At 30.2% G+C, this 25,588-nt stretch carries 29 protein-coding genes; 12 read left to right on the top strand and 17 right to left on the bottom strand.

Going from position 1 to position 25,588, the window contains the following annotated elements:
* Positions 1-4: 4 nt before the first annotated feature.
* Both K354_RS0111830 and ovoA read right to left on the bottom strand, forming a co-directional pair.
* Positions 5-448 carry a methyltransferase family protein gene (locus K354_RS0111830; protein ID WP_156928235.1) on the bottom strand — a complete coding sequence of 148 codons (444 nt, stop codon included), beginning with the start codon at positions 446-448 and terminating at the stop codon, positions 5-7.
* Positions 448-2,547, bottom strand: a complete 2,100-nt coding sequence (gene ovoA, locus K354_RS0111835; RefSeq protein WP_024955711.1) for a 5-histidylcysteine sulfoxide synthase — start codon at positions 2,545-2,547, stop codon at positions 448-450. The genes K354_RS0111830 and ovoA overlap by 1 nt, the downstream gene beginning before the upstream one ends.
* A 133-nt stretch (positions 2,548-2,680) precedes the next feature.
* Here ovoA and K354_RS0111840 point away from each other — a divergent pair, with 133 nt between their 5' ends.
* The 5 genes from K354_RS0111840 (at position 2,681) to K354_RS0111860 (ending at position 6,214) form a co-directional block, all read left to right on the top strand.
* Positions 2,681-2,935: a hypothetical protein gene (locus tag K354_RS0111840; RefSeq protein WP_024955712.1), complete on the top strand. Its 255-nt coding sequence runs from the start codon at positions 2,681-2,683 to the stop codon at positions 2,933-2,935.
* Entirely contained in the window at positions 2,932-3,168 is a 237-nt protein-coding gene (locus K354_RS0111845; protein WP_024955713.1) for a hypothetical protein, read from the top strand. Before K354_RS0111840 ends, K354_RS0111845 begins: the two co-directional genes overlap by 4 nt.
* A gap of 100 nt (positions 3,169-3,268) precedes the next feature.
* The gene (locus K354_RS0111850) at positions 3,269-3,976 is read left to right on the top strand and encodes a thioredoxin fold domain-containing protein (protein ID WP_024955714.1); all 708 of its coding nucleotides are present in this window, start codon (positions 3,269-3,271) and stop codon (positions 3,974-3,976) included.
* Complete coding sequence (locus K354_RS0111855; protein ID WP_024955715.1) at positions 3,977-4,270, top strand: DUF6172 family protein; 294 nt, start codon at positions 3,977-3,979, stop codon at positions 4,268-4,270. It begins immediately after the preceding gene.
* A 420-nt stretch (positions 4,271-4,690) separates the two neighbouring features.
* On the top strand, positions 4,691-6,214 hold the full coding sequence (locus K354_RS0111860; RefSeq protein WP_024955716.1) for an HD domain-containing phosphohydrolase: 1,524 nt from the start codon (positions 4,691-4,693) through the stop codon (positions 6,212-6,214).
* On the opposite strand, the gene K354_RS0111865 is transcribed toward K354_RS0111860, so the two are convergent.
* Together K354_RS0111865 and K354_RS0111870 are read right to left on the bottom strand one after the other, a co-directional pair.
* On the bottom strand, positions 6,211-6,615 hold the full coding sequence (locus K354_RS0111865; protein ID WP_024955717.1) for a DUF2721 domain-containing protein: 405 nt from the start codon (positions 6,613-6,615) through the stop codon (positions 6,211-6,213). The two genes, K354_RS0111860 and K354_RS0111865, sit on opposite strands and share 4 nt — an antisense overlap.
* Before the next feature lie 40 nt (positions 6,616-6,655).
* On the bottom strand, positions 6,656-7,930 hold the full coding sequence (locus K354_RS0111870) for a 4Fe-4S dicluster domain-containing protein (protein WP_024955718.1): 1,275 nt from the start codon (positions 7,928-7,930) through the stop codon (positions 6,656-6,658).
* 183 nt (positions 7,931-8,113) lie between these two features.
* On the opposite strand from K354_RS0111870, the gene K354_RS0111875 reads away from it, so the two are divergent.
* The 3 genes from K354_RS0111875 to K354_RS0111885 all read left to right on the top strand — a co-directional run bounded on the left by K354_RS0111875 (position 8,114) and on the right by K354_RS0111885 (position 11,618).
* Entirely contained in the window at positions 8,114-9,451 is a 1,338-nt protein-coding gene (locus K354_RS0111875; RefSeq protein WP_024955719.1) for a c-type cytochrome, read from the top strand.
* Positions 9,452-9,460: 9 nt separating this feature from the next.
* Positions 9,461-10,654 carry a hypothetical protein gene (locus tag K354_RS0111880; protein ID WP_024955720.1) on the top strand — a complete coding sequence of 398 codons (1,194 nt, stop codon included), beginning with the start codon at positions 9,461-9,463 and terminating at the stop codon, positions 10,652-10,654.
* Between the two features lie 172 nt (positions 10,655-10,826).
* Entirely contained in the window at positions 10,827-11,618 is a 792-nt protein-coding gene (locus K354_RS0111885) for a substrate-binding periplasmic protein (protein ID WP_024955721.1), read from the top strand.
* Between the two features lie 22 nt (positions 11,619-11,640).
* On the opposite strand, the gene K354_RS0111890 is transcribed toward K354_RS0111885, so the two are convergent.
* The 8 genes from K354_RS0111890 to K354_RS0111925 all read right to left on the bottom strand — a co-directional run bounded on the left by K354_RS0111890 (position 11,641) and on the right by K354_RS0111925 (position 18,795).
* The gene (locus tag K354_RS0111890) at positions 11,641-12,528 is read right to left on the bottom strand and encodes a protoheme IX farnesyltransferase (RefSeq protein WP_024955722.1); all 888 of its coding nucleotides are present in this window, start codon (positions 12,526-12,528) and stop codon (positions 11,641-11,643) included.
* 1 nt (position 12,529) lies between these two features.
* A complete protein-coding gene (coxB, locus tag K354_RS14345; protein ID WP_024955723.1) occupies positions 12,530-14,203 on the bottom strand; it encodes a cytochrome c oxidase subunit II in 1,674 nt (557 codons plus the stop codon).
* 18 nt (positions 14,204-14,221) lie between these two features.
* Positions 14,222-14,545, bottom strand: coding sequence for a cytochrome C oxidase subunit IV family protein (locus K354_RS0111900; protein ID WP_024955724.1), 324 nt, complete (start codon positions 14,543-14,545; stop codon positions 14,222-14,224).
* Positions 14,546-14,553: 8 nt separating this feature from the next.
* Positions 14,554-15,216, bottom strand: coding sequence for a cytochrome c oxidase subunit 3 (locus tag K354_RS0111905; protein WP_024955725.1), 663 nt, complete (start codon positions 15,214-15,216; stop codon positions 14,554-14,556).
* A complete protein-coding gene (locus K354_RS0111910; RefSeq protein ID WP_024955726.1) occupies positions 15,209-16,876 on the bottom strand; it encodes a cytochrome c oxidase subunit I in 1,668 nt (555 codons plus the stop codon). Before K354_RS0111910 ends, K354_RS0111905 begins: the two co-directional genes overlap by 8 nt.
* Positions 16,869-17,657, bottom strand: coding sequence for an SCO family protein (locus K354_RS0111915; protein WP_024955727.1), 789 nt, complete (start codon positions 17,655-17,657; stop codon positions 16,869-16,871). The genes K354_RS0111910 and K354_RS0111915 overlap by 8 nt, the downstream gene beginning before the upstream one ends.
* 122 nt (positions 17,658-17,779) lie before the next feature.
* Entirely contained in the window at positions 17,780-18,355 is a 576-nt protein-coding gene (locus K354_RS0111920; protein WP_024955728.1) for an SCO family protein, read from the bottom strand.
* Entirely contained in the window at positions 18,355-18,795 is a 441-nt protein-coding gene (locus tag K354_RS0111925; RefSeq protein WP_037940768.1) for a copper chaperone PCu(A)C, read from the bottom strand. The genes K354_RS0111920 and K354_RS0111925 overlap by 1 nt, the downstream gene beginning before the upstream one ends.
* Before the next feature lie 190 nt (positions 18,796-18,985).
* Between K354_RS0111925 and K354_RS0111930 the strand changes: the two genes are divergently transcribed.
* Positions 18,986-19,564: a DJ-1/PfpI family protein gene (locus K354_RS0111930; RefSeq protein ID WP_024955730.1), complete on the top strand. Its 579-nt coding sequence runs from the start codon at positions 18,986-18,988 to the stop codon at positions 19,562-19,564.
* Between the two features lie 79 nt (positions 19,565-19,643).
* A complete protein-coding gene (locus tag K354_RS0111935; protein ID WP_024955731.1) occupies positions 19,644-19,853 on the top strand; it encodes a TOBE domain-containing protein in 210 nt (69 codons plus the stop codon).
* Positions 19,854-19,903: 50 nt separating this feature from the next.
* On the opposite strand, the gene K354_RS0111940 is transcribed toward K354_RS0111935, so the two are convergent.
* On the bottom strand, positions 19,904-20,584 hold the full coding sequence (locus tag K354_RS0111940) for a hypothetical protein (protein WP_024955732.1): 681 nt from the start codon (positions 20,582-20,584) through the stop codon (positions 19,904-19,906).
* 187 nt (positions 20,585-20,771) lie between these two features.
* Between K354_RS0111940 and K354_RS0111945 the strand changes: the two genes are divergently transcribed.
* Complete coding sequence (locus K354_RS0111945; protein ID WP_024955733.1) at positions 20,772-21,332, top strand: hypothetical protein; 561 nt, start codon at positions 20,772-20,774, stop codon at positions 21,330-21,332.
* A gap of 119 nt (positions 21,333-21,451) precedes the next feature.
* Here the strand turns inward: K354_RS0111945 and K354_RS0111950 are convergent, their stop codons facing one another.
* From K354_RS0111950 to gspG, 4 genes are read right to left on the bottom strand one after another with little or no spacing between them, the layout of a single operon-like run.
* Positions 21,452-21,952, bottom strand: coding sequence for a prepilin-type N-terminal cleavage/methylation domain-containing protein (locus tag K354_RS0111950; RefSeq protein WP_024955734.1), 501 nt, complete (start codon positions 21,950-21,952; stop codon positions 21,452-21,454).
* Complete coding sequence (locus K354_RS0111955; protein ID WP_156928236.1) at positions 21,952-22,371, bottom strand: hypothetical protein; 420 nt, start codon at positions 22,369-22,371, stop codon at positions 21,952-21,954. The genes K354_RS0111950 and K354_RS0111955 overlap by 1 nt, the downstream gene beginning before the upstream one ends.
* Positions 22,352-22,891, bottom strand: a complete 540-nt coding sequence (locus tag K354_RS0111960) for a type II secretion system protein (RefSeq protein ID WP_024955736.1) — start codon at positions 22,889-22,891, stop codon at positions 22,352-22,354. Before K354_RS0111960 ends, K354_RS0111955 begins: the two co-directional genes overlap by 20 nt.
* Entirely contained in the window at positions 22,882-23,298 is a 417-nt protein-coding gene (gene gspG, locus K354_RS0111965) for a type II secretion system major pseudopilin GspG (protein WP_024955737.1), read from the bottom strand. The genes K354_RS0111960 and gspG overlap by 10 nt, the downstream gene beginning before the upstream one ends.
* A 255-nt stretch (positions 23,299-23,553) precedes the next feature.
* On the opposite strand from gspG, the gene K354_RS0111970 reads away from it, so the two are divergent.
* Complete coding sequence (locus tag K354_RS0111970; protein WP_024955738.1) at positions 23,554-25,587, top strand: Ig-like domain-containing protein; 2,034 nt, start codon at positions 23,554-23,556, stop codon at positions 25,585-25,587.
* Position 25,588 lies beyond the last annotated feature (1 nt).

A 25,588-nucleotide genomic window follows, 5' to 3' on the forward strand; every position in this document is an offset into this window, starting at 1 on the left:
CATGTTATAAAATAAAAGGTAAAAACATCTTTGTATGTTGCATATACTTTTTATAACTATCTGACTTATGAGCCCAAAGCATCTCCTCTTTTTTTGCCTTTAAAAAAAGAGCAAGTACTAAAACTACACACAAAAAAAGATTATTAGTGTTTAGATTTGCACTAAAAGGTGAAAGCATGGTAAGGAAGAGGGCAAAGTACATGGGATGGCGTATATATTTGTAAACACCTGTTGTAACGAGAGTAGCATTTTGTTTTATCTCAGGGATAATGTTAAAGTTTAGTGTCTTTACATTATAAAGGATATATACAAACATCACTATACCTAAAGCAAATATCGCTAAACAAAGTGGTTTGTAAAACATAGTAGGATTTAAAAAGATAAGTAGAGTTATACATGTAAACTGTACACATACTAAGATATATGAGTACAGTTTACTTTGAATCACTATTTTTTCTTCCAAACTGAAAATTTAGAAAAAGTGTGTTGGTATTTTCTTACGTGTTCTTGTATAACAAACTCTACATTAAAAGGCTCATCCACTGGTTCAAACTCATCACTGAGGATTTCACCGAGTCTCTCTTGTGAGTAGATTTTAGTCTCACCTTCAATCTTACCACCTAGCCAGTGTTTTTTCTCTACGTATTCATCACTCCAGGTAAAAGGACTTCCTACGATAAAAATACCCTCAGGATTCAGTCTTTTTCCTATATCTCTTAAAAAGAGTTCAGGATCATAAAGTCTATCAAGTAAGTTTATAGCGATAATCATGTCATAGTTTTCAAAGTGTGCTTTGAGGTTACAAGCATCTCCTTGCCAAAACTCTATTTTGTTCATATCAACTGTATCGAGCTCAAGAGATTTAAGTGTTACTTCTTTTGGTTCAGTAATGTCACCTTCTACTTTGTTCTCGTATCTTAAAACTCCATTGTCTTTTAAAGCTTGGGCAACGTTAATAAATCTTGCTGAAAAGTCTATACCTACTACCTTATCAAAACTTTTTGCCAACTCAAACGAAGCACGACCCACACTACACCCAATATCTAAAACACTTGAACTGTTTTTTGCATATTTGTTAGCTATGTTAGAGACTTTTTGCAAAAAGTTTGAAACACCAAGGTATTCGCTTCCATAGTGAAATTCACAATACTGAGAGATAATTTCATCTTTTTCATAATACTCGTGTTTTTCTGTGCTTTGTTGTGTACTTTGTACATATCTAAAACCAGCATGTTGGAAAAAGTGTCTTCTAAAGGCAAATCTACTATCGCCTAAGACTTCATTTCCTGTAGATGCCCATGAGCCACCTTTAAAGATGTTATGTCTGCCATCAAATGTAGGAACACTAAAGTCATCATACAAAGGATGCACCTTAAATCCCTCAAATCCATCTATTGGAGTTGTTGTCCATTGCCATACATTACCCACTACATCAAAGAAACCATCATGCTCAAACCTATCAACTGGCATTGAAGAGCTAAAGTGTTTGAAGTTGATGTTTGCATCTACGTTTATTTCATTTTTGATACCACAAGTTTGTCTTAGACAGCTGTACATTGCTTCACTAGGCAAAGAGATATTAAGAGAGAGTTTTTTACTTTTGTAGTTACAAAAAGCTTCTGCTTCAAGATAGTTTACATCAACTGGCCAGTTGAGTGGTAGTGGTAAAAGTTTGGTTAAGGCTCTGTACATGTAAGCATCTTTTTGTTTTATCCAAAAAGTAGGATGCAGGGCTTTTGTGTACGCTTTCCATCTTTTTCCCTCATCGCTCCAAAATTCATCTGTAGTGTATCCACCATTTTCAACAAACTCTAAAAACTCTCCATTACTTACAAGATACTTTGAAGCTTTGAAGTCTTCTACATTTTCTTCATACTCTCCATACTCATTATCCCAGCCATAAAACTTTCCATCTTTTGTTTTTGTTAGGTTTACATGTAAGCCTTTTACATCTAAGAGTTCATTTTGGGGATAACTGTTTTTAATGTCATCGCATATCTCAAAACAAGGGTGTTCTTTTACTTTTGAGATGTTAAGTTGTCTATGAAGTACTGAAGAAGTCTCTACATGTATACGCTCATGTTCAATACCCATCAGAATAACCCACATAGGATTTTCCCAAGTGATAGGCATACTAAAGTTTACATTGTCTATGTAGTTTAAAACGACTTCTTTTGTTTTTTCTCTATACTGTCGTACTTCATCAACACTAGGCCAATCATAATGTACTGTGTTGAGGTCATCCCAACTCATCTCATCAACACCAATAGCAAACATAGATTCATATTTTGGATTGATACGCTCAGAGATATATTTTCCAAAAATCATTTTATTTATATAAAAAGTAGCAGTATGACCAAAATAAAAAATAAGTTGATGACGTAAAGACTCTGGTCTTTCATAAAAGACGCTGTCATCTACAAATATTTCAAACTGCTTCTCAAAAAGCTCGTAAGTTTTTAAAAAGTATTCTCGTATTTGGTCTCTTTTTTCTTCAATAGTTCCTGTATTGAGTTCGATGTTTTTTGTTATTAGATTCTCTTGCACGTACTTGTCCTTATAATTTTGAAATATTTTACTGTAGTATAGTAAATATATTGTTACATTTAAAATATTAAATGTTCATCAAAAATTGAGGTATAATCATTTATTAATATAAGTAAAGAAAAAAAGGCAGAAAATGGCAGAAGAAAAAGCAAAAAGTACAAAAAAACAAAAAGAGTCTTCAAAACTCACTACTTCAAAAATAGCAGTTCAATTAGAAATGAAAACAAATGAAGTAAATAAAAAACTTGTAGAGTTAGGTTATTTAGAAAAAAAAGGTAAAAATTACGAAATGACAAAAGAAGGCAAAGCAGCAGGTGGGCAGATGAAGTCTAATGGAAGTCGTGCATATGCCTTATGGGATGAGGCCGTAATAAAAGAAATTAAATGAGTAAAATAACACTTAAAGTAAGTAATGAGAATTTAGATAGAGTACTTATGGTACTAGAGAGTTTAAAAGCTGGACTTATTGAAAATATAGAAGTTGATAAGAGTTTGAAGACTCATAAACCTACATATCAGCCAAAAATCAATAAAGTTATAAAAGAAAATGAAGTAGTGAGTGGAAAATACATTGACCCAGCAAGTTTTAAAAAAAGATTGAATAAAACTCAAAAAAATTAGTTTATAAGCATTTGATAGAAAATTTATTTACTAAATTTATGTATTATTACGTCATGTAAATCAAATAAGTTAAAACAAATAACTAAAAAAAGGAAAATTTATGAGAAAATTTGTAAAGGTATTGGGAGCAGTTGTTTTTTCAATGATATTAGCTTCAGGAGCTAATGCTGTTGATAATAAGCACTTTGACAACCTAAAGACTTTTAAAGATATAAAAGGAACTATCACAGGAAATGCTCTTATTGGCAAAAAATTAGATTTATATCTAGTAAAAGGAACAGATGCTGCAGGAAGACCTTTTCAAGTAGTAACGGATATAAATGGTAATTATTTAATTCTTGGTTCTAAAGTAATGGATATTAAAAAGAAAAAAGTGATTACCGTTCCTTTAGATGTTAGTTGGTTAAAAGGCAAAGAAGCTTTTACATATGGTACTGGTAAAAAACACTTTTATGTATTTACAGATCCAGAATGTCCTTTTTGTACAAAGTTTGAAGCTAAATGGCCAACACTTAAAAATGATGTAACTTTTCATGTATTTCTTTTTAATCTCGATTTTCACAAAAATGCAAATGCTATGAGTAGATGGATTTTGAGTTCAAAAAATCAAGAAGAGAGAGAAAAGAGAATGGATGAGGTTTCTAAAGGAAATGTTGAGTATAAAAATGCAAAATATTCTCCTGAAGAGTTAAAAAGACTCAATAAAATCATTGCAGATCAAAAAGCAATTGGTCAAAAAGTAGGTATTACAGGAACTCCAACGGTTATGACTCTTGATGGAAAACTTAAAGCTTGGAATACTTTTTAGATGAAAAAAGTATTTAACTTAAAAGAAGGTAATAAAAATCCAGATAGAATTTTAGATGCTATAAAATATGAAATAAGAAAGTACATAAAAAGAGAAAAGAGAAAACCTTTACCAGAGGGCGTAGATTTTTGGGATTTACAATGTAAGTTTGGTAAAAATAGTGAAGAAGCTAAGACAATAGAATTTGTTGATATAACAAAAAATATTAATGAAGCTTCGAAAGAAAATTTAGAGAGCTTTTATATGGAAATTATTGCTACACAAGGTTATAAACCAAAAGAAAAAGTAGAATAAAACTTTTTTATTATCTCATGGATAAGAATTACTAGAACTTATTGAAGCATTATATAAAGCTTCAATAAGTTTATTAAATATTATTATTTTTAAATCATCTTCAACAATAAAAGTAATTATTAATAAAATTTAAAGAATATTACTTCTTTAAAGAAACATTTTTATATTTTATGGTGCATAAAAAAACATACTTATTGTATTTCTAGTAGTATTTTGTTAAAATATTATTATATGTCATAAGACTATGGTAATTAATATAAGGCTGTAGAAAAAAGGCTATGTTGTCATAAAAATCTTTGCTAATGGAGTTGAATTTTAGAAGATATAATACATAAAATTTTAAATCTATATTTTTCAAAATGTATAAGAAATCTACTAGAAGACTTAGTCTTTATATAGTAGGGGAAGTCAAGGAAGAAGATGAAAGATGATTTATCTTTAAAAATCGAATCTTTGCAAGAAAAAGGGAAACTATTTTCTGTTTTGTACGTAGAAGATGAGAAACTTTTAAGAGACAGTATTGTTCAATTTTTAAGTAAGTTTTTTTTACATGTAGATACTGCAGTAGATGGCTTTGAAGGTTTTGAAAAATATAAAAAGAAAAAATATGATATTGTTATAACAGACATACTGATGCCAAATATGAATGGTATTGAGCTTATAAAAGGTATAAAAGAGGAAAACAAAGATCAAGAGATAATAGTTATTTCTGCTCATACAGATTCTAGTTACTTTATAGAAGCTATAGAGTTGGCAGTTACTGGATATATTATGAAACCAGTAAACTTTAATCAAATACTAAACGTACTTAACCAATCTATCAATAAACTTACAGCTTTTAGAGAAAATGAACTTTATAAAAATCAGCTTGAACTTATGGTTGAAGAGAGAACAAAAAAAGTTTTTGAACTCAAAGAAGAGCTTATAAATAACTACCAAAATGTAATTTACTCTTTTGTAAAACTTATAGAGAGAAGAGATGCTTATACAGGTGGGCATAGTGAGAGAGTTGCTATGTATTCTAAAAAGATTGCTGAAAAAATGGGTTTGTCTGAAAAAGAGTGTGAATTAATATATAAAGCTGGAATTTTACATGATATAGGAAAGATTGTTACTCCTGATTCTATCCTTTTAAAACCAGGTAAATTGACCAAACAAGAGTATTCTTTGATACAAGAGCATGTCGAAGTAGGATATGAAATACTCAAAGAAAGCCCTATGTATAAAGATATTTCAAAGGTTGTATATGCACACCATGAAAGATGTGATGGAAGTGGATATCCAAATGGCTTAAAAGCAAAAGAGATTCCTTTACTTTCAAAAATTATGGCAGTAGCTGATACTTTTGATGCAATGACGAGTAATAGAATATATAAAAAAAGAAATACAGTGCAAAAAGCTCTTGAAGAGTTAAAAAAACTTAGTAATATATCTTATGATAAAAAGATTGTTCAAAGTGCTATTGAAGTATTGAAAAATATAGATATAACAAACTATATAGATCAAGAGCCAGTATCTGTAATCGATGATGAGCATTTTGCATATTTTTATAAAGATCCATTAACACTCTTATACAATAGTGAGTATTTTGATTTTAGCATGGAAAAAAATAGTGATTCAAACAATAATTTTCAGTGTTTAACTATCTTATATTTGAAAAATTTTACTCCCTATAATAAAAAATATGGTTGGAATCAAGGCAATAAATTTTTAAAAGAATTTGCTTCTTATTTATTAGATGAATTTAGTGAGTTTAGAATTTTTAGAATTTTTGGGGATGATTTTGCCTTACTTCATAGAGTTCATGCCAATATCGATGTAGATAAAATAAACTCCATTGCATTACTACAACGAAGTGGTATTTACTGTAAATTAAAGCATATATCTTTAATCGATACTCACATAAGTACTTATGAAGAGTTACAAGAAGAAGAGCAAGGCTAATTATCTTTACATTTTTTATCTAAATCTTGAAGTTCTACATTTAATGCGTTGGTTGAAATATAAACTTCCCATAATGATAACAAAAGAGAAAAACACATAGATATTAGACTTAAACCAAATACTTTTTTACCCATTTCAGTGAACTCTAAAAAAAGCCCAAACATAGATAATGTACATAGAAGTATGGATAAAACCCCAAAAAATTGCATCCATTTTGTTAGTTCTAGTCTTATTTTGAGATTATCTATTTGTGAAGTAACTGCACAATTGTCATGTTCTTTTGCTTGATTACTAAGAAGCCTAATAAGACTAGCAGTTGCCAAAAAACGGTTTGTATATGCTAAGAGTAAAAGAGATAGAGCAGGGAATAAAAGTGCAGGAGTTGATATTTCTATTTCCATAAGTTATACCTTAATTTTTTAAGTGATTTTAGCATAAAACTTAGTAATTAGCTAAAAGTTTTCCAAAATACCGTGATTTTATCTGTTCACTCGCCATAATCTGTTTTATAGGAGGAAGTTTTAAAATCACCCCTAAGATAGTAGCCATGACTCTATGGTTCCACAAAGCTTGGTTATCAAAAATAAGATGCTGTAGAGTACCTCTTTCAATTGCCATCATTACAATTCTATGGGCATTATTGAGAGGAGTAATTACTCTTTTAGGGATTGATTTGAGTAAAATTGCACTATTTGTACATACATTTACACAAACCCCACATCCTAAACATCTATCTTCATTAACAATTGCTTTTTTTTGCTTTGGTTTGTGTGGATTGTTTGTAGAAGTGATACTCATAGCTTCAACACTACATACATTGACACATTTTCCACAGCCATTACACTCTGATTCATTTACATGTGGTAGGAAGTTAGTTGTATGAACAGGATTTAAAAAGGCAAATTTTCTTGCAGCAGTTAAAGCTTCACAACAACATCCACAACAGTTACAAATAAAGTTTACATTGTTTTGTGTGTTTTCACCAAATTGGACTAAGTTATGTTCTTTAGCTTTATGTAAAAGTTCCAGACCTTCAATTTTATCTATACGCCTTGCATAGCCATGTTTTGTGAGAGATTCAGCAGAAGTACTAAAAGTCATGCAAATATCAAGTGGAGCATCACAGGCTTCGTTTAGATGCAATTTTTTATGACGACAATAGCATGTTCCAATCCCCATGAATTCAGAGTTTTCAATTACTTCAGAGGCTCGTTCATAATCAAGTACATGTAAAGCATTTTGTGTACTTAAAGCTTCTTCATTGACAAAAACACGACCAAGTTCAGTTTCTCCACGAGTAAAAAGATCTTTTACAAAATCTTCTTCAACATTGAGGTATTGGTTAAATAATTCTGAGAGTATTTTTTGATCAATTTTTCCACCTACTCTCATTAATGAAAACTCAAAAAAACCAGCCATAGGAGGAGGAAGAATATAGTGTGATTCTCCATCTTGCTCTACATCTAACAATATAGCACGACTTGCCAATTCATCAAGTGTTTTTCTCGCCTCAGTTAAAGAAACTTTCCAAATCTTTGCAGCGTCTTTTGCTATAAAAGGTTTAATAGGAAGTAAAGATACAAGTTTTGCCTCTTTTGGAGAAAAAAGAAGCTCTAAAATTTTGTAAAGAGTATCTGAAGAAGGGGCCCCTTGGGGAAATTTATTGAGTCTTTCATAGAGCTGAGTATAACCAGATTTTATTGTATGATGAGACATAGAGAATCTCCTTATTTATAATAAATTATTATACTATGTAATATTTAAATTTAAATAAATAAGATAAGTAGAGGTTTATTTTGAAAATATTATAATAAAACTTAATATTAGTTAAAATTAACACTTATTTAACACACATCTTTTATAATATTCTGATACAAAATTTTTATTAAAGGAGACTCTATGGATGTAATAGGACAATTCCCATTGTTTTATTTTCCAGATTACGGAAGCGCTTGGATGATGGGTATAACGGGTACTATTCACATTTTAGCTTCACATACTTCTGTTGGGGCAGCTATGCTTTTTGCTTTTTTAGCACGTAAAGCTTACAAAGAAAATAGAACGGATTATTATCCGTATATGAAAAAGTATGGGATGTTTTTACTTATATTTTCATATGTAATAGGTTCAATCACTGGTCCAGGGATTTGGTATACAGCGACTGCTGCAAGTCCAAGAGGGATAAGTGCTCTGATCCATAACTTTGTTTGGGTATGGGCAACAGAATGGGTATTTTTTGTTTATGAAGTAATAGGGGTTTTTATCCTTGTGTATTTTATAAACAAAATAGATAAAAAGACACATTTACAACTTACCTATACTTTTGCATTAGCATCAGTTGGAACTTTAGCTCTTATTATAGGAATTATAAGTTTTATGATGTGGCCTGGAACTGAGGCATATTATACAACAGGAAGTGCAAGTGATGCATTTTTTGGAGTAAATACTTTCCCCCATATGTTTTTAAGAATAGGTTTTATGATAATGATGTCAGGTGTTATAGGCCTTCTTATATCTAGTTCTATGAGAAAAGATAATGCCGAACTTTCTTATGAATTGAGTAAAAAAATGGGTTACATAAGTCTATTTGGTGGTTTTGTAACACTTCTCTCTTTTATATGGTACATGGGAACATTACCACAGAATGCACATGCTGTATTTGCTTTTTCTAAAGATGCGATTATTCAAAATAGAATAGTTTTAACAGTTGCTTTTTCACTCTATTTTGCATTAGCAGTTTTCAAACCAAAAATGATTCATCCAGCAATGGCTACAGCTATGATTTTTGTAATTCTTATTGGTGGGCTATGGTCAGGTGAAAAATTAAGAGAATCTATGAGAAAACCATATGTTGCAGGACAGTATATGTACTCAAATCAAATTATTAGTCGAGATGTAGCTGGTAAAGGTATAAAAAACGAATTACCAATTATTGCTGAAAAAGGGTTATTAGCACTTAATCCATTTGTTCCAAAGCGTCTTAAAGTTATCACTACAGATAATAAATTAGAAGCAGGAAAACTTTTGGCAAAAATGGCATGTTCCAATTGTCATTCATTAGAAAAAACAGGTGTTTTTAGACCAATGAAGGATAGATTGGTAGGAATGGATAAAGAAGGTATCAAAGCTATTCTTTATACTATAGGTGATGGTGGAATGTCTTATATGCCAGCATTAAAGCTTCCAGAAGCTGAATACGATGCAATAGCAGAATATTTTGCATCATTAAAATATTAAGGAGAGATTATGGATGCATCAGTATTATTAGCACTTAGGGATCCAGCAGGGGTTCCATTTTATCCAATAATTTTTCAAGTTCTATATATCTTAACTTGGGCATTACATGCAGCATTTGTACTTTTATCTTTAGGCTCTATGGGTCTTTCTATATATGGTGCAACTAAAGGACAAAGTGATAGTCATTGGAAAAAACTTACACCACATCTTATTCAAACAGGAAAAATAAGCATATCGATACTTATTGTTTTAGGAGTAGCACCACTTTTATTTACACAAGTTATTTATGATCCAAATTGGTATGTGGCTAATACACTCTCAGGCATGTGGGTATTTATATTTATCTATACACTAGTAGTTGGATATAGTATGTATTATTGGTACTATTATGCAAACAAAGCACAAAAAGGTGGTGATTATATTATAGGAATTATCTCTTTTGCCATTTTAGTTTTTGCAGGTATTTTAATGCATAATTTTGCAGTAACTTCTATTATGCCAGAACAATGGATGCAGATGTATGCACCAAATGGTGTAGTTGATGATAGTGGATGGACTTTTAATGTGAACATATTAAGACTTGCATTTTTAGTGAGTTTGAGTATACCAGTAGTTGGAATATTTTTACAAAATTATAGTAGGTTTCTATCTACAAGAGATGATTTTGATAAATCATATATATCATATACTGCTAAATTAGGAACAAATATAGCAATAATTGGGCTTTTAATTAGTGCCGTAGCTTTTGTTTTATGGATGTTAAAAATTGGATATCTTTTGAATCCTTTATCAATCGCTATAATAATTGGAGTATTAGTACTTTTATATTTTTCTAAAATGAATAAAAATAGTTATATCACAACACTGGTTCTTGTAGTGGTCGCTTTACTTATTTCAGGAATGAGAGAATTGATACGATTTGATATTATGTCAAACTTAGGATACAGTATTTATGATTATCCTGTTAATTTAGAAATACCAACTATTGCAATGTTCCTTTTAACCTTTGTAGTTATGGGGTTTACAGGTGTTGGATATTTGTTAAGTATGGCATGGAAAGTAGGTAAAAATGAAGGAATATTTGATGGTACGAAGGATGCTCTAGTGAGTAAATTAGGAAAGTATACATTAAATATTATGGTAGCGTGGATGGTTATTTATTTTGGATGGGGAATTGTAATTTTATTTAATAACACGCTTTAATTATATGTGCCAATAAAAATTGAAATTTTATTGGCATTTTTTTTTAAAAATAATAATTAATATTTTTAAAAATTGATAACTATGCATATATATTTACTTTCATCGCTATAAGTCTTTACAATGAAATATAATTATGATATTGTTATAGCAAATTATTGTGGAGTTTTATTTTATGTTTAAATTTATTTTTAGCCAATTTTTTTCATTAATCATTTTGTTTTCTGTTGTATCTATACCGTCTTATGCTAAAGAACTTACTATCTTTGCTGGGAAAAATGCTCCTTTTAACTTTAGGCACAGAGGTGCTATAACAGGTGTTACTGTTCAGATATTGGAGAGTATATTTAAAGATGCAAATTTACCATTTGATCAAAAAAAGATTGTATTTGATTCTTGGAGTGCTGTATTTAGTCAAGCTATTGTAACATCAGATTCATTATTGATTACAGCTTCTAGAATACCAGAAAGAGAATCATTATTTCAATGGATTGGTCCTGTAGCAACAGTTCGTCTTGCGATAGTAGCTAAGAAAAATACAGTAAAAATAAAAAAATTAGACGATTTAAAAAACTATAATGTTGCTAGTGTAAAAAATACATCAGCAGAAAGAGCTTATGTTAAAAAAGGTGGAGATTTATCTACTTTTTCAAGAATTTCAACACCTAAGCAAGGTTATAGAATGCTTGAGTATGGAAGGATTGATGCTCTTATTTGTACGGATCTTCCTTTTGTATACAGTTTAATTAAACAAGGACAAAATGTTGATGATTATGAAATAGTTTATGTTATTAAAAATACAAAATATTATATTGCAGCACATAAAGATTTATCAGCAAAAACTATGAATATATTAGAAGATGGATTAGCTAAATTAAAACAAAAAAATAGTAAAAATATATCTCAATACGATACTATAATGGCAAACTACTTTAAAGGTAAAATTTTATCTGAAAAAAGCAAATAAAAAGCCATTGTTATAATGGCTTTTATATCCATTTATCTAACACTAACAATCCTATAACAGCTAGTGTATAAAGATTTAGTTGCATAAAAGTTTTTCTACATAATTTTTTATTTAACCAAGTATCTTTTTTTAAAAGTATAACACACTTGTAAAGTAAAAAAATAGAGTGAAATAAGATAAGAGTTAAAATAATATTATTTTGTGGCATAAAAAACGAAACAGCCATAAGTGCACTTATAATAGTAAAAAGTATCCAAATATAAGTTATTCTTGCAAGTGCTTCTCCTCCTAAAACTTCTACCATAGTAGGAAATCTTGCTTTTTTATAATCTTTGTGATATATCAATACTAAAAGCCAAAAATGAGGTATTTGCCATATAAAATAAAACCAAGCGAGAGCATAGAATGATGGTTGCATTAAACTTTGACCTGCTGCCATCCAGCAAATGACAGGAGGAATTACACCCAGGAGAGCTCCTGGAAAGACTGCATAAGGGTTGATTTTTTTCATAGGTGTATATATACCATTGTATAAAAATACAACAAAAGCAAATATAAGAACACTTTGATAGCCTAATACAGTATAAATTGACATGAAAGAAAGCCCAATAAGAGTTATTATAATACCTAATGCTTCTTTTTCGCTTATACGCCCAGTAACTAAAGGTCTATTTTGAGTTCTAGGCATAAGAGCGTCTAAATGACGCTCTTGAAATTGATTTAAAGCACAAACTCCAAGTGCCAATAAAAATATGGCAAAAAGACAAATTGCTAAGTCAATTTTTATTTCATTTGCTACCAAAAGGTACACAAAGGCTCCAGGAATTCCTACAGCTGAAGATAAAATTGCTTTGGTAAAAGAGAGATAATCTTTTATACTTGCATGTTGTGATAGAGTTTTTGTACTCATTTTATAGTCCTTTAAAATACTCTATAAGTAAAGATATATCTTCATCACTTATCCTGCCTTTATAGGATTGCATAATTGCTGGATAAGTATCTACTACTTCTACATTAGGCTCTAAAAGAGCACGTTTCAAGTATGCTTCATCAGAAATAATTTCTTTTAAAGTACCATCAACTTTTACTTTTACCTTTCTTCCAAATATACCTTTATAGCTAGGTCCAACTCTTCTTGAACCATCTAATGAATGGCATCCCATGCAACCATTTTTATTTAAAATCGACATAGCTTTTGTTTTTTTATCATCTTGTGGAGGTACTTTTTTTTCAACTACTTGTTGCACTTTGTTCACTACTTTTTCTACCACAGTAGATTTAGTAGCTTTTTCAACTTTTTTCTCTTGAGGTTCTACTTTAGAATCTCCTTTGAAGTATTGAATCAATACAGATATATCTTCATCACTTAAAACGCCTTTGTAAGAACTCATCATGCCAGGAGCAAAACCATCAACAACTTCTGCATCAGGATCTAAGATAGAGCGTTTTAGATAAGCTTCATCACTAATGATTTCTTTTAAAGTACCATCTTTTGTTACTTTGACTTTTCTTCCAAAAATACCTTTATAACTTGGACCAACTAAAGGGGATCCATCAAGTGAGTGACAACCTGTACAGCCATTTGCTTCGAGTATGCCTAGAGCTTTTTCTTTTATGTTTACTTCTTTTTTGACTTTTCCACCTTTAAGGTAATCAATGATTTTATCGATATCTTCATCTTTAATAACATCTTTGTAAGAGCTCATCATGCCAGGAGCAAAACCATCAACAACTTCTACGTCAGGATCTAAGATAGAGCGTTTTAGATAAGCTTCATCACTAATGATTTCTTTTAAAGTACCATCTTTTGTTACTTTGACTTTTCTTCCAAAAATACCTTTATAACTTGGACCAACTAAAGGGGATCCATCAAGTGAGTGACAACCTGTACAGCCATTATCATTTAAAAGGGTTAGACCTGGGTGTATTGGTGTTTTTTCTTCTTTATCAAAAGGAGTTTTTTTATCAGAGTTATACCATTTGTCAAATTCATCTTTTTCCAAAACGTAAACTTTTGCTAACATGTAAGCGTGTCTAGTTCCACAGTATTCAGCACATTGAATATCAAATGCACCTGTATGAGTTCCTTTAAACCAAGCGTTATATATTTTACCAGGAACTGCATCTTGCTTTAATCTTAAAGCAGGAACATAATAACTATGAAGTACATCATTTGTTTTAGCAGTTACTGCTAGTTTGATATTTTCTCCAATAGGCACATACAAATCTTTTGTTTTTTTGCCATTTGGGTATTCGTGTGTCCAAAACCACATTTGTCCTGTTACTTTTACTTCCAAGTTTTGTCTAGGTATAGTTCTCATTGCTTTTAAACTAGAATATCCGTAATAAAACATGATTGCTAAAAGTATCATTGGAGCCACTGTCCAAATTATTTCTAGTGGTAGGTTATGTTCTATATTTTTTACTTTATTTCTTGGGTGTCTTTTACTACTGTATTTATATAGAAAGTAAAACATTACTCCAACAACAAGTAAAAATATAATAATAGACAATCCTACAACAACCAATATAGCAAAATCGACTTCACTAGCGAAACTTGATACGCCCTTCATTCCTTCTAACATAACAATCCTTTCCCTAGTTTATCTGAACAAGTCATTTGGAGTATACCTATAGTAGGTATCTATCGCCATCAAAGTATACAAAACAATCCACAATACAACCGTGGTATAAATGAGTTTTTTAAACAAAGATGAAGATGATTTGATATGCATATAATAAGCAACAATCAAAATAGCTTTTGTAAAAGCAATACCTAGTTGAACTATTAGCGTTGATCCTAAGTCTAAGTCTATTACCATAGGTTGAGCAAGAGTTAAAATAGTCAGACCAATTAATAAATAAAATACATTTATATAAACAGAAGATTTAACTGGATGTAATTCTTGATTTGAATTTGTATTCATGTTAACTCCTAATAAATCAAATAAAAAATTGGAAAAACAAACACCCAAACAAGATGAACTAAATCCCAATATAAAGCGGTATTTTCTAAAACTACAAAATCTGTAGATGTGATTTTCCCACTGTTAATAAGAGCTAAAACCCAAAACATAACTCCTATACCTATAATGATATGAAGTCCATGAAGACCTGTCATAGTAAAATAGAGTCCAAAAAATAGTTTGGTACCGTTTTCCATTTCATTGAGTGTAGGTGAACCTGGGTAAATACCTAGATGTATTTCATGAGACCACTCAATATACTTAATAACTAAGAAAATAGTAGCAAGTACAATAGTTGCCCAAATAAATTTTTTAGAAGTATTTGGCTGACCATTCCTTAGTTTTACTAAAGATAAACCCATGCATAAAGCACTAAGTAAAAGTATAAAAGTATTGGTTCCTCCTAAGACTCTGTTTAATTCACCTGAACTTTGCATGAACTCTGGCGTATTTTGAAAAAGGTAAAAACCAAATACCAAAAACATTGCACCAAAAATCATGATTTCAGTAAATAAAAACAACCAAAATCCAAGTTTAGCACCTTCATAATCATTGTTGAAATCAACAACTTCATGAGGATTCCCTTGTTTATCATAAATTATTTCTGGTTCAGTAGAAACTGTATTACTCATGTGGTGAGTCCTCCTTTACTGCTAAATCAAAATGATGAACTGGTTCACCATCTTTGTATTCATAAGGCATAAAGTCAACATAAGGGATAGTACCAAAATTTTCTAATTGAGGAGGTGATGGAATTTGCCATTCTAAAGTTGTGGCATTCCACGGATTTGCTCCTGCTTTTTCACCATATCTCCAGCCTCTATAAAGAGTAGCAAACATATATATAAGACCAAGAGCAAAGAGCCATGAACCCATAGTAGCTACTTTATGATAGATTTCAAATTCTGGTAAATAATCAAAATAACGTCTAGGCATACCAAACATACCTGCTAAAAACATAGGAAACCAAAGCATGTTAAAGCCTACAAAAATAACATAAAATGCACGAGAAGCATGTTTTTCATCGTACATTTTTCCCGTGATTTTTGGGAACCAGTAGTGAAAACCTGCAAACATTAAAAATACAACTCCTCCAAGAATTGCATAATGAAAATGTGCAACCACAAAGTATGTATCATGAAGATAGACATCTACCCCAACAGAAGCTACAATAAGCCCTGTAAGTCCACCTATGATAAAGGTTACAAATGTACCAACAGTCCAAAGCATTGGAGTTTTAAAATCAATAGAAGCTTTATACATAGTAGCAATCCAGTCAAAAAACTTTACGCCAGTAGGAACTGCTACAAAAAATGTCAGTGCAGAAAATATAAGCTTAATCATTTCAGATTCACCAGAAGTATACATGTGATGTCCCCAAACTAAGTATCCAACTCCTGCAATCATGGCACTTGAAATTGCAATTGCATGATAACCAAAGATAGGTTTTCTACAAAAAGTAGGAACAATCTCTGAAGCTATCCCAAAAGCAGGAAGAATCATAAGATAAACAGCAGGATGAGAATAAATCCAAAACATATGTTCAAGTAAAACAGGATCACCACCTTTAGTTGGATCAAAAATACCAATACCTAAGGTTCTCTCTAAAATAACCATAATTAAAGATATCCCAACAACAGGAGTAGCTAGGATTTGTATCCATGAGGTTGCATATAATCCCCAAACAAAAAGAGGCATCTTAAAAAATCCCATTCCAGGGGCTCTAAGTCTATGAATAGTAGCTACAAAGTTTATACCAGTTAAGATAGAAGCAAAACCAAGTATAAAAGCAGCACTTAAAGCCCAAACTACATTTGTGCCTGTTTTTACACTATAGGGTGCATAAAATGTCCAACCAGTATCTGCAAAACCATCACCGATAAACAAAGAAGCAACTGCTAATAACGCTCCAAATACATAAAGCCACCACGAGAGTAGGTTGAGCTTTGGAAAAGAGACATCCCTAGCTCCGAGTTGGAGTGGTAACAAAAAATTACCAAGAGCTGCTGGAATTCCTGGAACTATAAACAAAAATATCATGATAACACCATGTAAGGTAAATGCTTGATTATAAGTATTTGGGTCTATAAAATCTTGACCAGGACTAAAAAGCTCGAGTCGCATAATGAGTGCAACAATGACAGCTACAGCAAAAAAAGCTAGCATAACAAATAAATACATTAAGCTTATACGCTTATGATCTATACTGAAAATCCATTGTAAAATTTTGTTCTTATGATGGCCAAATATAGTATGAGTTTCATCGTAAAAACTTTTTTGAACGTTATTCATCGTGGTTGTCTCCTCTTTTTCTTCCTTTAATTAACATGTACATAAAAAAACCAAGTATCATAGATAAGATGATTGTTGCAAGGATTTTATTGCTTGCCAAAACATATTTACTATTTTCAGGGTCAAATGAAAAACAAAATGATAAAGCCCTTGCAATGGTAGGTCGGACTTTACCTTTTGAAGCTTCTAATAGAGCCATTTTCAAATCAAATGATAAATACTTTATACCACTCAAATAGCGTGTAATTTTCCCATCAGGAGAAAGGATTACCAAACCAGCAGGGTGTATATAATCTACGAAACCTTGTTTATTGATGATTTTTTTATATTCATATCCAAGAGCTTGTGTTAATGTATCTATCGTTTTTTGATTTTTTGTAGTTAAAAAGTTCCATGCATTTTCATCGAAGTTTTTTCTAATAATATTTATATGATTTTTTTTAAAGTCTTTTGCATTTTTAGGAGTATCTTTTTTTACAAAACTAATAGTCAAAGCTTTATACTCTTTACCTTCAATAAGTTCCATTCTGTCTAAACTTCTTGTCATTCCATCTATTTGAGGACCACAGATACCAGGACAGTTAAAATAATTTACAGAGATAACGGTAGGTTTATTACTCATAAACTCACCAAGAGTTTTACTTTGATTGTTTTCATCTACAAAAACAAGATCAAGCGGAACATATTTTCCAAGTTGTTCATAAGTACCCACTTTTTCATCACTTGCATAGATAGATGAAATAAAAAATGCGAGAAACAATACTAGATAAAACCTTTTCACAAGAGCACCTCTACTTTAGTAAATATTAAATCGTCACACGTTTAGTACTTAATAATAGCAGATAATATATTGTTACAATATAAAAAAAGAAATTAAATAGTTCATATAAGATATAAATTGTCCTATTTTGTAACTTTTTTGAGGATTTCTAAGATTTTTTTGCTGTTTTCTAAGTGATTTAGCTTTTTAAGTAAGGTTCCATCTTTATCCATGAGATAGACAAATGAAGTATGAGCGACAGAATAATCCATTTTTGAGTTTTTTAAGTACTCTTTTGAGTAATAAGTACCATAATTACCAGAAATATGCTTTAAATATTTTTCGTCAGAAGTTATGCCAATAGATCCTTTATAAAAATAGTTTACATACTCTTTTAACTCTTTTAACTTGTCTCTATCAGGATCAACGCTTATAAAAATAAGTTGGAATTTTTCTGCTTTGTCTTTTGGTAATTGATTTAGTGCTTGAGAAATTATGCTTAGTGTTGTAGGGCAAATATCAGGACAGTACATGTACCCATAGTAGATAAGTTTATATTTGCCATCATAATCACTTAGTGAAACTTTACCATCAATTGAGTTCATAGTAAAAGCATACTGTTTTATCTCATCTTGTTTTTGCATATAAGGGATAATCAAAAAGAACATCAATAACAAAAGAATTATTGGTGTAAATAAAAGTATGAGTTTTTTACTCATTAGTGTTTCATACCCATCATAACAGTTTTAATTGGTACATTTTGTATAGTAATAGAAGTGTTATTGGAAAAGTTCAATGTTAAGGATGTAACTACTTCATCTGGAATTAGTTTTTTATTGAGCCCTATGAGCATTACATGTAAACCACCAGGTTTGAGTTCAACACTTGATTTTGCAGGTATCTTTATATCTTTTACTTGTTGCATTTTCATCATGCCATTGCTCATGGTGTGTTCATGCAGTTCTACATTTTTTGCTACATTTGAGCTAGCACTTTGTAGATATATAGTTTTATCACTCAAGTTAATAATCTTCATAAATGAAGCACTATTTTGTAGGTTTGGAGGGACTGCTCTTACATAAGCATCTTTTATTTGGATATCTCCTGCAAAAATATTTAAAGATATAAATATAAGCAAAAGTAGTAATCTTTTCAACATATTGTTCTCCATTATTTTATTATTTTACCATTGTATCTGTGAATTATTAAATAAATATTAAAGAGAAACTTATTTATATGTTTCATATTTTCTTCAATTTAACTTTTGTTTTTGTTAAAACAAGAAAATAAATTTATTTTGTATTGTGAAGTGTTATAATCTAATATTCTGATATTTTTAAGGAGTTAATATGGCAAAAAATATTTTGTTTATCGTTGGAGATTATGTTGAGGACTATGAAATCATGGTTCCTTTTCAAGCCTTAGCTGCTGTTGGACATAATGTTGTTTCTGTATGCCCTCAAAAAAATGCTGGTGAATTTATACGAACAGCTGTACATGATTTTGAAGGAGATCAAACGTACAGTGAAAAACCAGGTCACAATTTTACACTCAATGGTACTTTTAATGACATTGATGTAGATAAGTTTGATGCCCTTGTGATTCCAGGTGGTCGTGCACCAGAATATTTACGTTTAGATGAAAAAGTGCTTGAAATGGTACGCCATTTTTCAAAAACTAATAAACCTATAGCTGCAATTTGTCATGGAGCCCAATTACTCGCAGCTGCAGATGTTCTTGGAGGTAAAAGCTGTTCAGCTTATCCTGCATGTGCACCTGAGGTTACAAAAGCGGGAGGTACTTATACATCTATAGAAGTGACAGAAGCCACAGTCGATGGTAATCTTGTAACAGCACCTGCTTGGCCTGCACATCCTCAATGGATTGCTAAATTTTTAGAAGTTTTAGGTACAAAAATTACATATTAAACTTTTAAAACTAATATTATATTTTTACAATTATATATTCTAATAAGAGTTATAATAGTAAAAATACAAAGGATTAATCATGAAACTAAGTGCAAGAAATGTACTAAAAGGTATAGTAAAAGATATCGATGTAGGTGCAGTAAATGTTGAGTTATTGGTAGAAATTGCTACTGGTGTACAAATTACTTCTATCATCACAAAAAAATCATATGAAAACTTAGGTCTAAAAGTTGGTAAAGAAGCTTTCGTAGTCATCAAAGCATCTGATGTTATGATTGGTAGTAACTAAAAACTCAATAATAAGTCTTTACATGTAAAACCTTTTTACATGTAAAGGCATTAATCTATTTTCTTATTTAAAATTGGATTTAAAAAATTATTTTTTAGATTATTATTTTCTAGATTATTCTCAATTTTTTTCTTAATATAAATTTTCCTATCTTTTTCTTCAAGTTCTTTGTCCTCTTCAATGTCACATATAATACTATTGCCACTCAATTCTAAGTTGACTTTATATATATAGTATTCTAAAAGATTATATAAGCAAGGATTTTGAGTAGCATAAACTTCTTTTGTATTGTTATCTGTTATTTTAAAATATGTATCACCAACCTCGTCTAAGAGTATTTGATTTACATTTAAAATAAAACGACTTTTATACGTATCATCAATCAAATTTCCAGTCAAAACTATTTTTTTAAAATCTTTTGTTTGTGTTGGTTCGACTAATGAAAACAGTGAAATAGTGTATTTGTGACGATTATCTTTTGTAGAGGATATTATGTATTCTTTTTGAATCTCTTTTTCTGTAGTTGAAATTTCTTTTGGTTTAGCTACTTTATTTTTTTGATACTCTTTATCTCTGTATATTATACGTTCACTGGTAATCGTTTTAACAAGAGGTTTGATTTTCACTTTTGTGACTGTTTTAATAACAGGTTCTTGAAAAAAAACAAACCCTAATAAAACTAATATTATTAATATAAGTATACAAATAATAGCGTCTTTATTAATATTCATTGTAAAATCCTTATTAAGCATGAATTAATAATTATCTAGTAATAATATATTTTGATTTTATCAGTAATAATACTCAAATAAATATAAAAAGGAGATTTATCTGAATATAAAATAATAAAAAGGAATAATTGGTTTATTTTTAACTTCTCGTTAAAAATTTAAAAATTTAATATAAAAAAGGGCACACATGAAAAAAATAATGTTAGGTTTGATAATTATAGCAAATTCACTTTTTGCTATTTCTATAAATGATATAAATGGTAAAATGCATAAAAGAGCATATATTACAAGAGTTGATCTAGTAAATGATAATCAAACTGCAGCTAAGCTAATTTTGGTTAGTTATCCAAATATAAATAAACCTGAATCAAATGATTATTTCAAATATGATTCTGAAAGAAGTCAGTGGATATATACTCATGGAGATAGTAATTACTATTATTATAGTTCATATTGGGATTCTTTTTTTAATAATACTAATGTACATACGGCTTATGTTTATGTTAATATGCAAGGATATTCTATCGATTCTTCATCAGCTAATGTCATGGTTCTTTGGGGAAATGGTTATATAGATAAACAGCATCAACTACAATATTTACAAACTTTATCTGATGGAACTAAAGTGTTTATACATGAAAATGCAACAAATTTATTGGGGTACTCAGTTAGGACTCAAATAATAGCAAATGATGGAACTGTAGATCTTTACAGTTATGTTTCTGTTGACCCATACGCAAAAGAGTAAATAAAGAATTGATGCAAAAGCTAAATAAAGTTTTTGCATCAATTGAAATATAGATTGTGTAATCATTACAAGGTTTAAAAAAATTATATTATCTATATTAATTTTAAATTAAACTTCTATTATAGTGTTTCTACTTCAAACACAACAGGTGCTTGATTTTTTATCTCTATATACACTATTACACTCTTTTTATCATTTGAGAGATTGACACTAAAGCCATCACACTCTTTACTTACTGTGTCTATAAAAATTATTTTATTATCTTCTTCTTTTGTAGGAAGTGTTATGTTTTTTGCTGATTCTAATCTTGTGAGTGCATTGTTTTCTTTAAGAACTAACCAAGTGACTTGAGGCTCTGCTATGTTATAGATAGTATGTTTTGTTTTTAGCTTTAGGAGGGAGTATTTTTTGTAACTTTTTACTTCAATACTAGAAGCTTGGAATATGTCTTTATATAATAAATCATTTATTTTTTCACTTTTACTATTTTCTTTGACAATTTTTTCAAATATTTTTAGATTGTTTTTTGTTTGAATTAGAGTAGATGACACAAAAACTACTATCAAACCTAAAAGTATAACTGATACTATAATCTCTACTAAAGTAAAAGCTTTTTTCATTACATTTTGACCGATAAGTATTTTGAGGTACTTTTTGTATTAGAGAGTGTTATCTCATCTATGAGTATATCTATGCTATTGTTTTCTTTTGTATCACCATAACTTAAAAGAGTTTGGTTTTTTTGAGAGTAGTGTACTTTTGTATTTTTGAGAATTTTTATAAGATTGTCATTTTTTATAGAATAGGCACTTTTGCTAAAGTCATAAAGATTTATGTCTTTATTGTGTAAGTCGGTTGAGTGTTTGTTGAGTACTAGGGAGGTGTATCTTAAAAAATCAGTTTTTTTACTAGTAATAGAATATAGTTTTTTTTGATTTGCACTTGCTTTGAAAAGTGCTGTTCCTGCTATAGAGAGTAGTACGACGCTTACTATGATTTCTATGAGTACAAAAGCTTTTTTATTCACGGTAGTACTCATCTATACTTTTTGGATAAGAGTTATTTTGACATAACTCTTTTGCATCTTCAAGACTATCAAATACCTTCACTTCTTGAAAAAGAGGTAAAAACACATAGGCTTTATTTGGCGAGTTTACTATGAGTTTATCGTAAAAATCGCCATCTTTAAAATCTATCTCTAAGCAGATATGTTCTTCTTTTTTATCTATTTTTTTACTATAAGGAACAAACTCTTCAAACTCACTATTTGGTTTACATGTAAGTAAGCTCGAATCAGCACTAAGAGAAAAGTCTGGAGTTGTTTGAAAAGTTTTATTTTTAAGGAACAAAAGAGATTTGTCACACTCTTGTCCATAAAGAAAAAAAGTAGCGTTTTGTTTGGAAAAGTTTTTTTTTATATAGTTTGGCATATCTTTAAGAGTCAATTTTTCTTCATGACTCTTTTTATTTGTATAGGCACTCATGACTAAAAAGTACATGATACCTATGAGCAAGATAACAACAATAAGCTCAATAAGACTAAATGCTTTTACTCGCATGTAGAAAATTTAATATCCATGCCTTCCTCTTCACCACCTTCTTTTTTGTCACTTCCTAAAGAGATAATATCAAAAGAGTCAGAAGTTCTGATATATATGTAGTTGTTCTTCCAAGGATCAGTTGGGAGCTTTTTACTACCTAGAAATCCACCTTTAGGGTATGAAGTATATGTAGAAGGATTTGGATTTACTAAAAGGGCATTGAGTCCTTCGGTTGTTGTTGGGTATGAACCATTTGAGATTTTAAAAGTTTTGAGTGCATCTGAAAGAGAGTGCATCTGTACACATGTAAGCTTTCTTTTTGCTTGTTCACTTTGCCCTATAAGGTTTGGCATAACCAAAGAGGCTAAAAGTCCTAGTATAATTATTACTATCATTAATTCTATAAGCGAAAAAGCTTTTTTCATGTATAACTCCTAATTTTGCAAAACTATATCTAAAGTTTTATATAAAAAAAATAAAATAGAGCCATTAAGTAATATTTTATTTATTAGATAATGAAAAGTTACTATACCTAATTATATGATTTTAAATTATTTATACATAACTTCAAATTAAAAAAAATACTCAATATTTGCTATAAAAAAAATAAATACACTACTTAAGTAATATTTAATAGGATAAAAGGTAGCATTATTGGAAATTTGTCTACAGGAATTTTCATGAAAATCTTTCTTTCTACATGTATAATTTTACTAAGTTCGCTTAGTTTATGGGCTTCTGATATTTGTCAAGCATTTAATACACCGCTTCAAACCCGCACAGAATCTTCTACGATTAACTTTTCTCCAAATGGAGGAGCATCCTATCTTTATGGTAATACAAATACCTCTTTAGATACTTCAGTCGTAGTAAATAGACAAGTAGGATGGTGGCCATTTGCTTCTTATGATGATACTTGTAAAGAGATGAAAGGTATAAGTGATGCTCCATGTGTCGCTTCAAAAAACCTAGGAAAGTCTATAAACTTAGAAGATTTACGTTTTGTTAAAAAACATAATAGAGTAGATACAGTAGCAACTACTAATAAAGCAATATACAATAACTATGGACAAGGTCTTACTTCTAAAGATGTACTTAAACTTGATTCGTATGATACTATAGAGAGTGGATGGTATCCTGATTTGCAAATGAATATAGAAGTTTCAAACACTTTACATGTAAATCATCTCTCAACACCAAGTTCAAACTCAATCTTAAACTTTCAAGCAACAAGTAACTATGATGTTTTTATAGATACACTTAATCTTAATAATAAGACGACTACAAAGTTTGATAGTTCTTTGCAAACACTTAAAATTAATACTCTTAGTATGAATATTGAAAATAAGTTAAATATAGAAGCTTTAAAAGAAGTAAGTATAGGCTCTTTAAAGATAAATCCTAACTCTTCTTTACTTATTAAAACACCAAAGCTTGTTATAGACTCTTTTAAAGAGAGTGCATCATCGACTCCAAATACAATAAGCCTTATAGCAGACAGTATAGACATAACAACACTTAACCTAGCAGATAATACAATTCTTAATATATCTCCATATCTTCAATCAGAGGTTACAGTAACAATAGGAAATGTAAAAACTGGTTCAAGAACACAGTTGAAACTTTTTGCAGGTAACTACCATATATCTTCACTTTTTACAAATGGAAGTAGTGGAAAAGCAGCTATAAATACTGATGGATTAGTAACTATGCTTATAGGAAGTGATTTAACCTTACTCTCTGGTAATTCTTTAAATTTCAGTAAAGATGCAAAAGATCTTTTACTCTTAGTAAAAGGAAATGTAAATCTACAAAGTAACACAAAAACAGCAGCAACGATTTATGCACAAGGAGATATCAATCTTCAAAGTGGAGCAACCCTCAAAGGGGCACTCAGTGCAAAAAGCCGTATCAACCTCTATCATAACGCAAAAGTATATGCAGATGTTTGTAGTGGTTCAAGTACAGGGGTAGACATAGCTTCTCTAAATATTAAAGTAGAAAAAAATGAGATAAAAGAGCAAACAACAACTTCGTTGCAAGTGAATGCTACATATAGTGATGGCTCAATAAAAGATATAACAGAAAATATAAGTTGGAGCATACAAGATAACTCCATAGTAAGTATAGATAACAACATACTCAAAGCACTCAAAGAAGGAACTACCACTCTAAGTGCAACAGTAGATAATACAACATCAAACACAGTAACTATAACAGTATATAAAGAGATAAACGGATATAAACTTCCACCTGAGCCAGATGAAACTTTAAATAACTCTACGCTTCTTGGGATTGACTCTAACAATAATGGGGTTAGGGATGATGTGGAGATTTATATAATTAAAAAGTATGCTAATGAAACAAAATTTCCTAAAACTAAAACTGCTATTGAGTTACAAACTGCTTGGGCAAGTCAAAAAATTCTTGAGATACCAACTATAGAAAGTGATAAATATTTGACAGAATCAATAGCTTGTAGATCTTATTGGTTTGATAAGCAGACAGTTGGAATGAGTGGATTTGAAGCAGGAAAATATAGATCAACTTTCAAAATTTATACACCAGAGTTTATGGATAAGATGTATAACACAAGAGAGAGAATCGAGCAAAAATTCTCTTTCAATGAAGCTTTGAGTGGAAATATACTCAAAGGAAGTGAAAAAGAAGGTATAGACAATTGTAGAACAAATATAGATAAGTTAGGAGAATAAA

It is taken from the genome of Sulfurospirillum arcachonense DSM 9755, from assembly GCF_000597725.1.
GTDB lineage: Bacteria > Campylobacterota > Campylobacteria > Campylobacterales > Sulfurospirillaceae > Sulfurospirillum_A > Sulfurospirillum_A arcachonense.

What these genes read in the sequence shown, in the direction of transcription:
- K354_RS0111840 (WP_024955712.1), top strand. Translation starts at nt 2,681, where the DNA reads ATGGCAGAAGAAAAAGCAAAAAGTACAAAAAAACAAAAAGAGTCTTCA.
- K354_RS0111845 (WP_024955713.1), top strand. Translation starts at nt 2,932, where the DNA reads ATGAGTAAAATAACACTTAAAGTAAGTAATGAGAATTTAGATAGAGTA.
- K354_RS0111850 (WP_024955714.1), top strand. Translation starts at nt 3,269, where the DNA reads ATGAGAAAATTTGTAAAGGTATTGGGAGCAGTTGTTTTTTCAATGATA.
- K354_RS0111855 (WP_024955715.1), top strand. Translation starts at nt 3,977, where the DNA reads ATGAAAAAAGTATTTAACTTAAAAGAAGGTAATAAAAATCCAGATAGA.
- K354_RS0111860 (WP_024955716.1), top strand. Translation starts at nt 4,691, where the DNA reads ATGAAAGATGATTTATCTTTAAAAATCGAATCTTTGCAAGAAAAAGGG.
- K354_RS0111865 (WP_024955717.1), bottom strand. Translation starts at nt 6,615, where the DNA reads ATGGAAATAGAAATATCAACTCCTGCACTTTTATTCCCTGCTCTATCT.
- K354_RS0111870 (WP_024955718.1), bottom strand. Translation starts at nt 7,930, where the DNA reads ATGTCTCATCATACAATAAAATCTGGTTATACTCAGCTCTATGAAAGA.
- K354_RS0111875 (WP_024955719.1), top strand. Translation starts at nt 8,114, where the DNA reads ATGGATGTAATAGGACAATTCCCATTGTTTTATTTTCCAGATTACGGA.
- K354_RS0111880 (WP_024955720.1), top strand. Translation starts at nt 9,461, where the DNA reads ATGGATGCATCAGTATTATTAGCACTTAGGGATCCAGCAGGGGTTCCA.
- K354_RS0111885 (WP_024955721.1), top strand. Translation starts at nt 10,827, where the DNA reads ATGTTTAAATTTATTTTTAGCCAATTTTTTTCATTAATCATTTTGTTT.
- K354_RS0111890 (WP_024955722.1), bottom strand. Translation starts at nt 12,528, where the DNA reads ATGAGTACAAAAACTCTATCACAACATGCAAGTATAAAAGATTATCTC.
- coxB (WP_024955723.1), bottom strand. Translation starts at nt 14,203, where the DNA reads ATGTTAGAAGGAATGAAGGGCGTATCAAGTTTCGCTAGTGAAGTCGAT.
- K354_RS0111900 (WP_024955724.1), bottom strand. Translation starts at nt 14,545, where the DNA reads ATGAATACAAATTCAAATCAAGAATTACATCCAGTTAAATCTTCTGTT.
- K354_RS0111905 (WP_024955725.1), bottom strand. Translation starts at nt 15,216, where the DNA reads ATGAGTAATACAGTTTCTACTGAACCAGAAATAATTTATGATAAACAA.
- K354_RS0111910 (WP_024955726.1), bottom strand. Translation starts at nt 16,876, where the DNA reads ATGAATAACGTTCAAAAAAGTTTTTACGATGAAACTCATACTATATTT.
- K354_RS0111920 (WP_024955728.1), bottom strand. Translation starts at nt 18,355, where the DNA reads ATGAGTAAAAAACTCATACTTTTATTTACACCAATAATTCTTTTGTTA.
- K354_RS0111925 (WP_037940768.1), bottom strand. Translation starts at nt 18,795, where the DNA reads ATGTTGAAAAGATTACTACTTTTGCTTATATTTATATCTTTAAATATT.
- K354_RS0111930 (WP_024955730.1), top strand. Translation starts at nt 18,986, where the DNA reads ATGGCAAAAAATATTTTGTTTATCGTTGGAGATTATGTTGAGGACTAT.
- K354_RS0111935 (WP_024955731.1), top strand. Translation starts at nt 19,644, where the DNA reads ATGAAACTAAGTGCAAGAAATGTACTAAAAGGTATAGTAAAAGATATC.
- K354_RS0111940 (WP_024955732.1), bottom strand. Translation starts at nt 20,584, where the DNA reads ATGAATATTAATAAAGACGCTATTATTTGTATACTTATATTAATAATA.
- K354_RS0111945 (WP_024955733.1), top strand. Translation starts at nt 20,772, where the DNA reads ATGAAAAAAATAATGTTAGGTTTGATAATTATAGCAAATTCACTTTTT.
- K354_RS0111950 (WP_024955734.1), bottom strand. Translation starts at nt 21,952, where the DNA reads ATGAAAAAAGCTTTTACTTTAGTAGAGATTATAGTATCAGTTATACTT.
- K354_RS0111955 (WP_156928236.1), bottom strand. Translation starts at nt 22,371, where the DNA reads ATGAGTACTACCGTGAATAAAAAAGCTTTTGTACTCATAGAAATCATA.
- K354_RS0111960 (WP_024955736.1), bottom strand. Translation starts at nt 22,891, where the DNA reads ATGCGAGTAAAAGCATTTAGTCTTATTGAGCTTATTGTTGTTATCTTG.
- gspG (WP_024955737.1), bottom strand. Translation starts at nt 23,298, where the DNA reads ATGAAAAAAGCTTTTTCGCTTATAGAATTAATGATAGTAATAATTATA.
- K354_RS0111970 (WP_024955738.1), top strand. Translation starts at nt 23,554, where the DNA reads ATGAAAATCTTTCTTTCTACATGTATAATTTTACTAAGTTCGCTTAGT.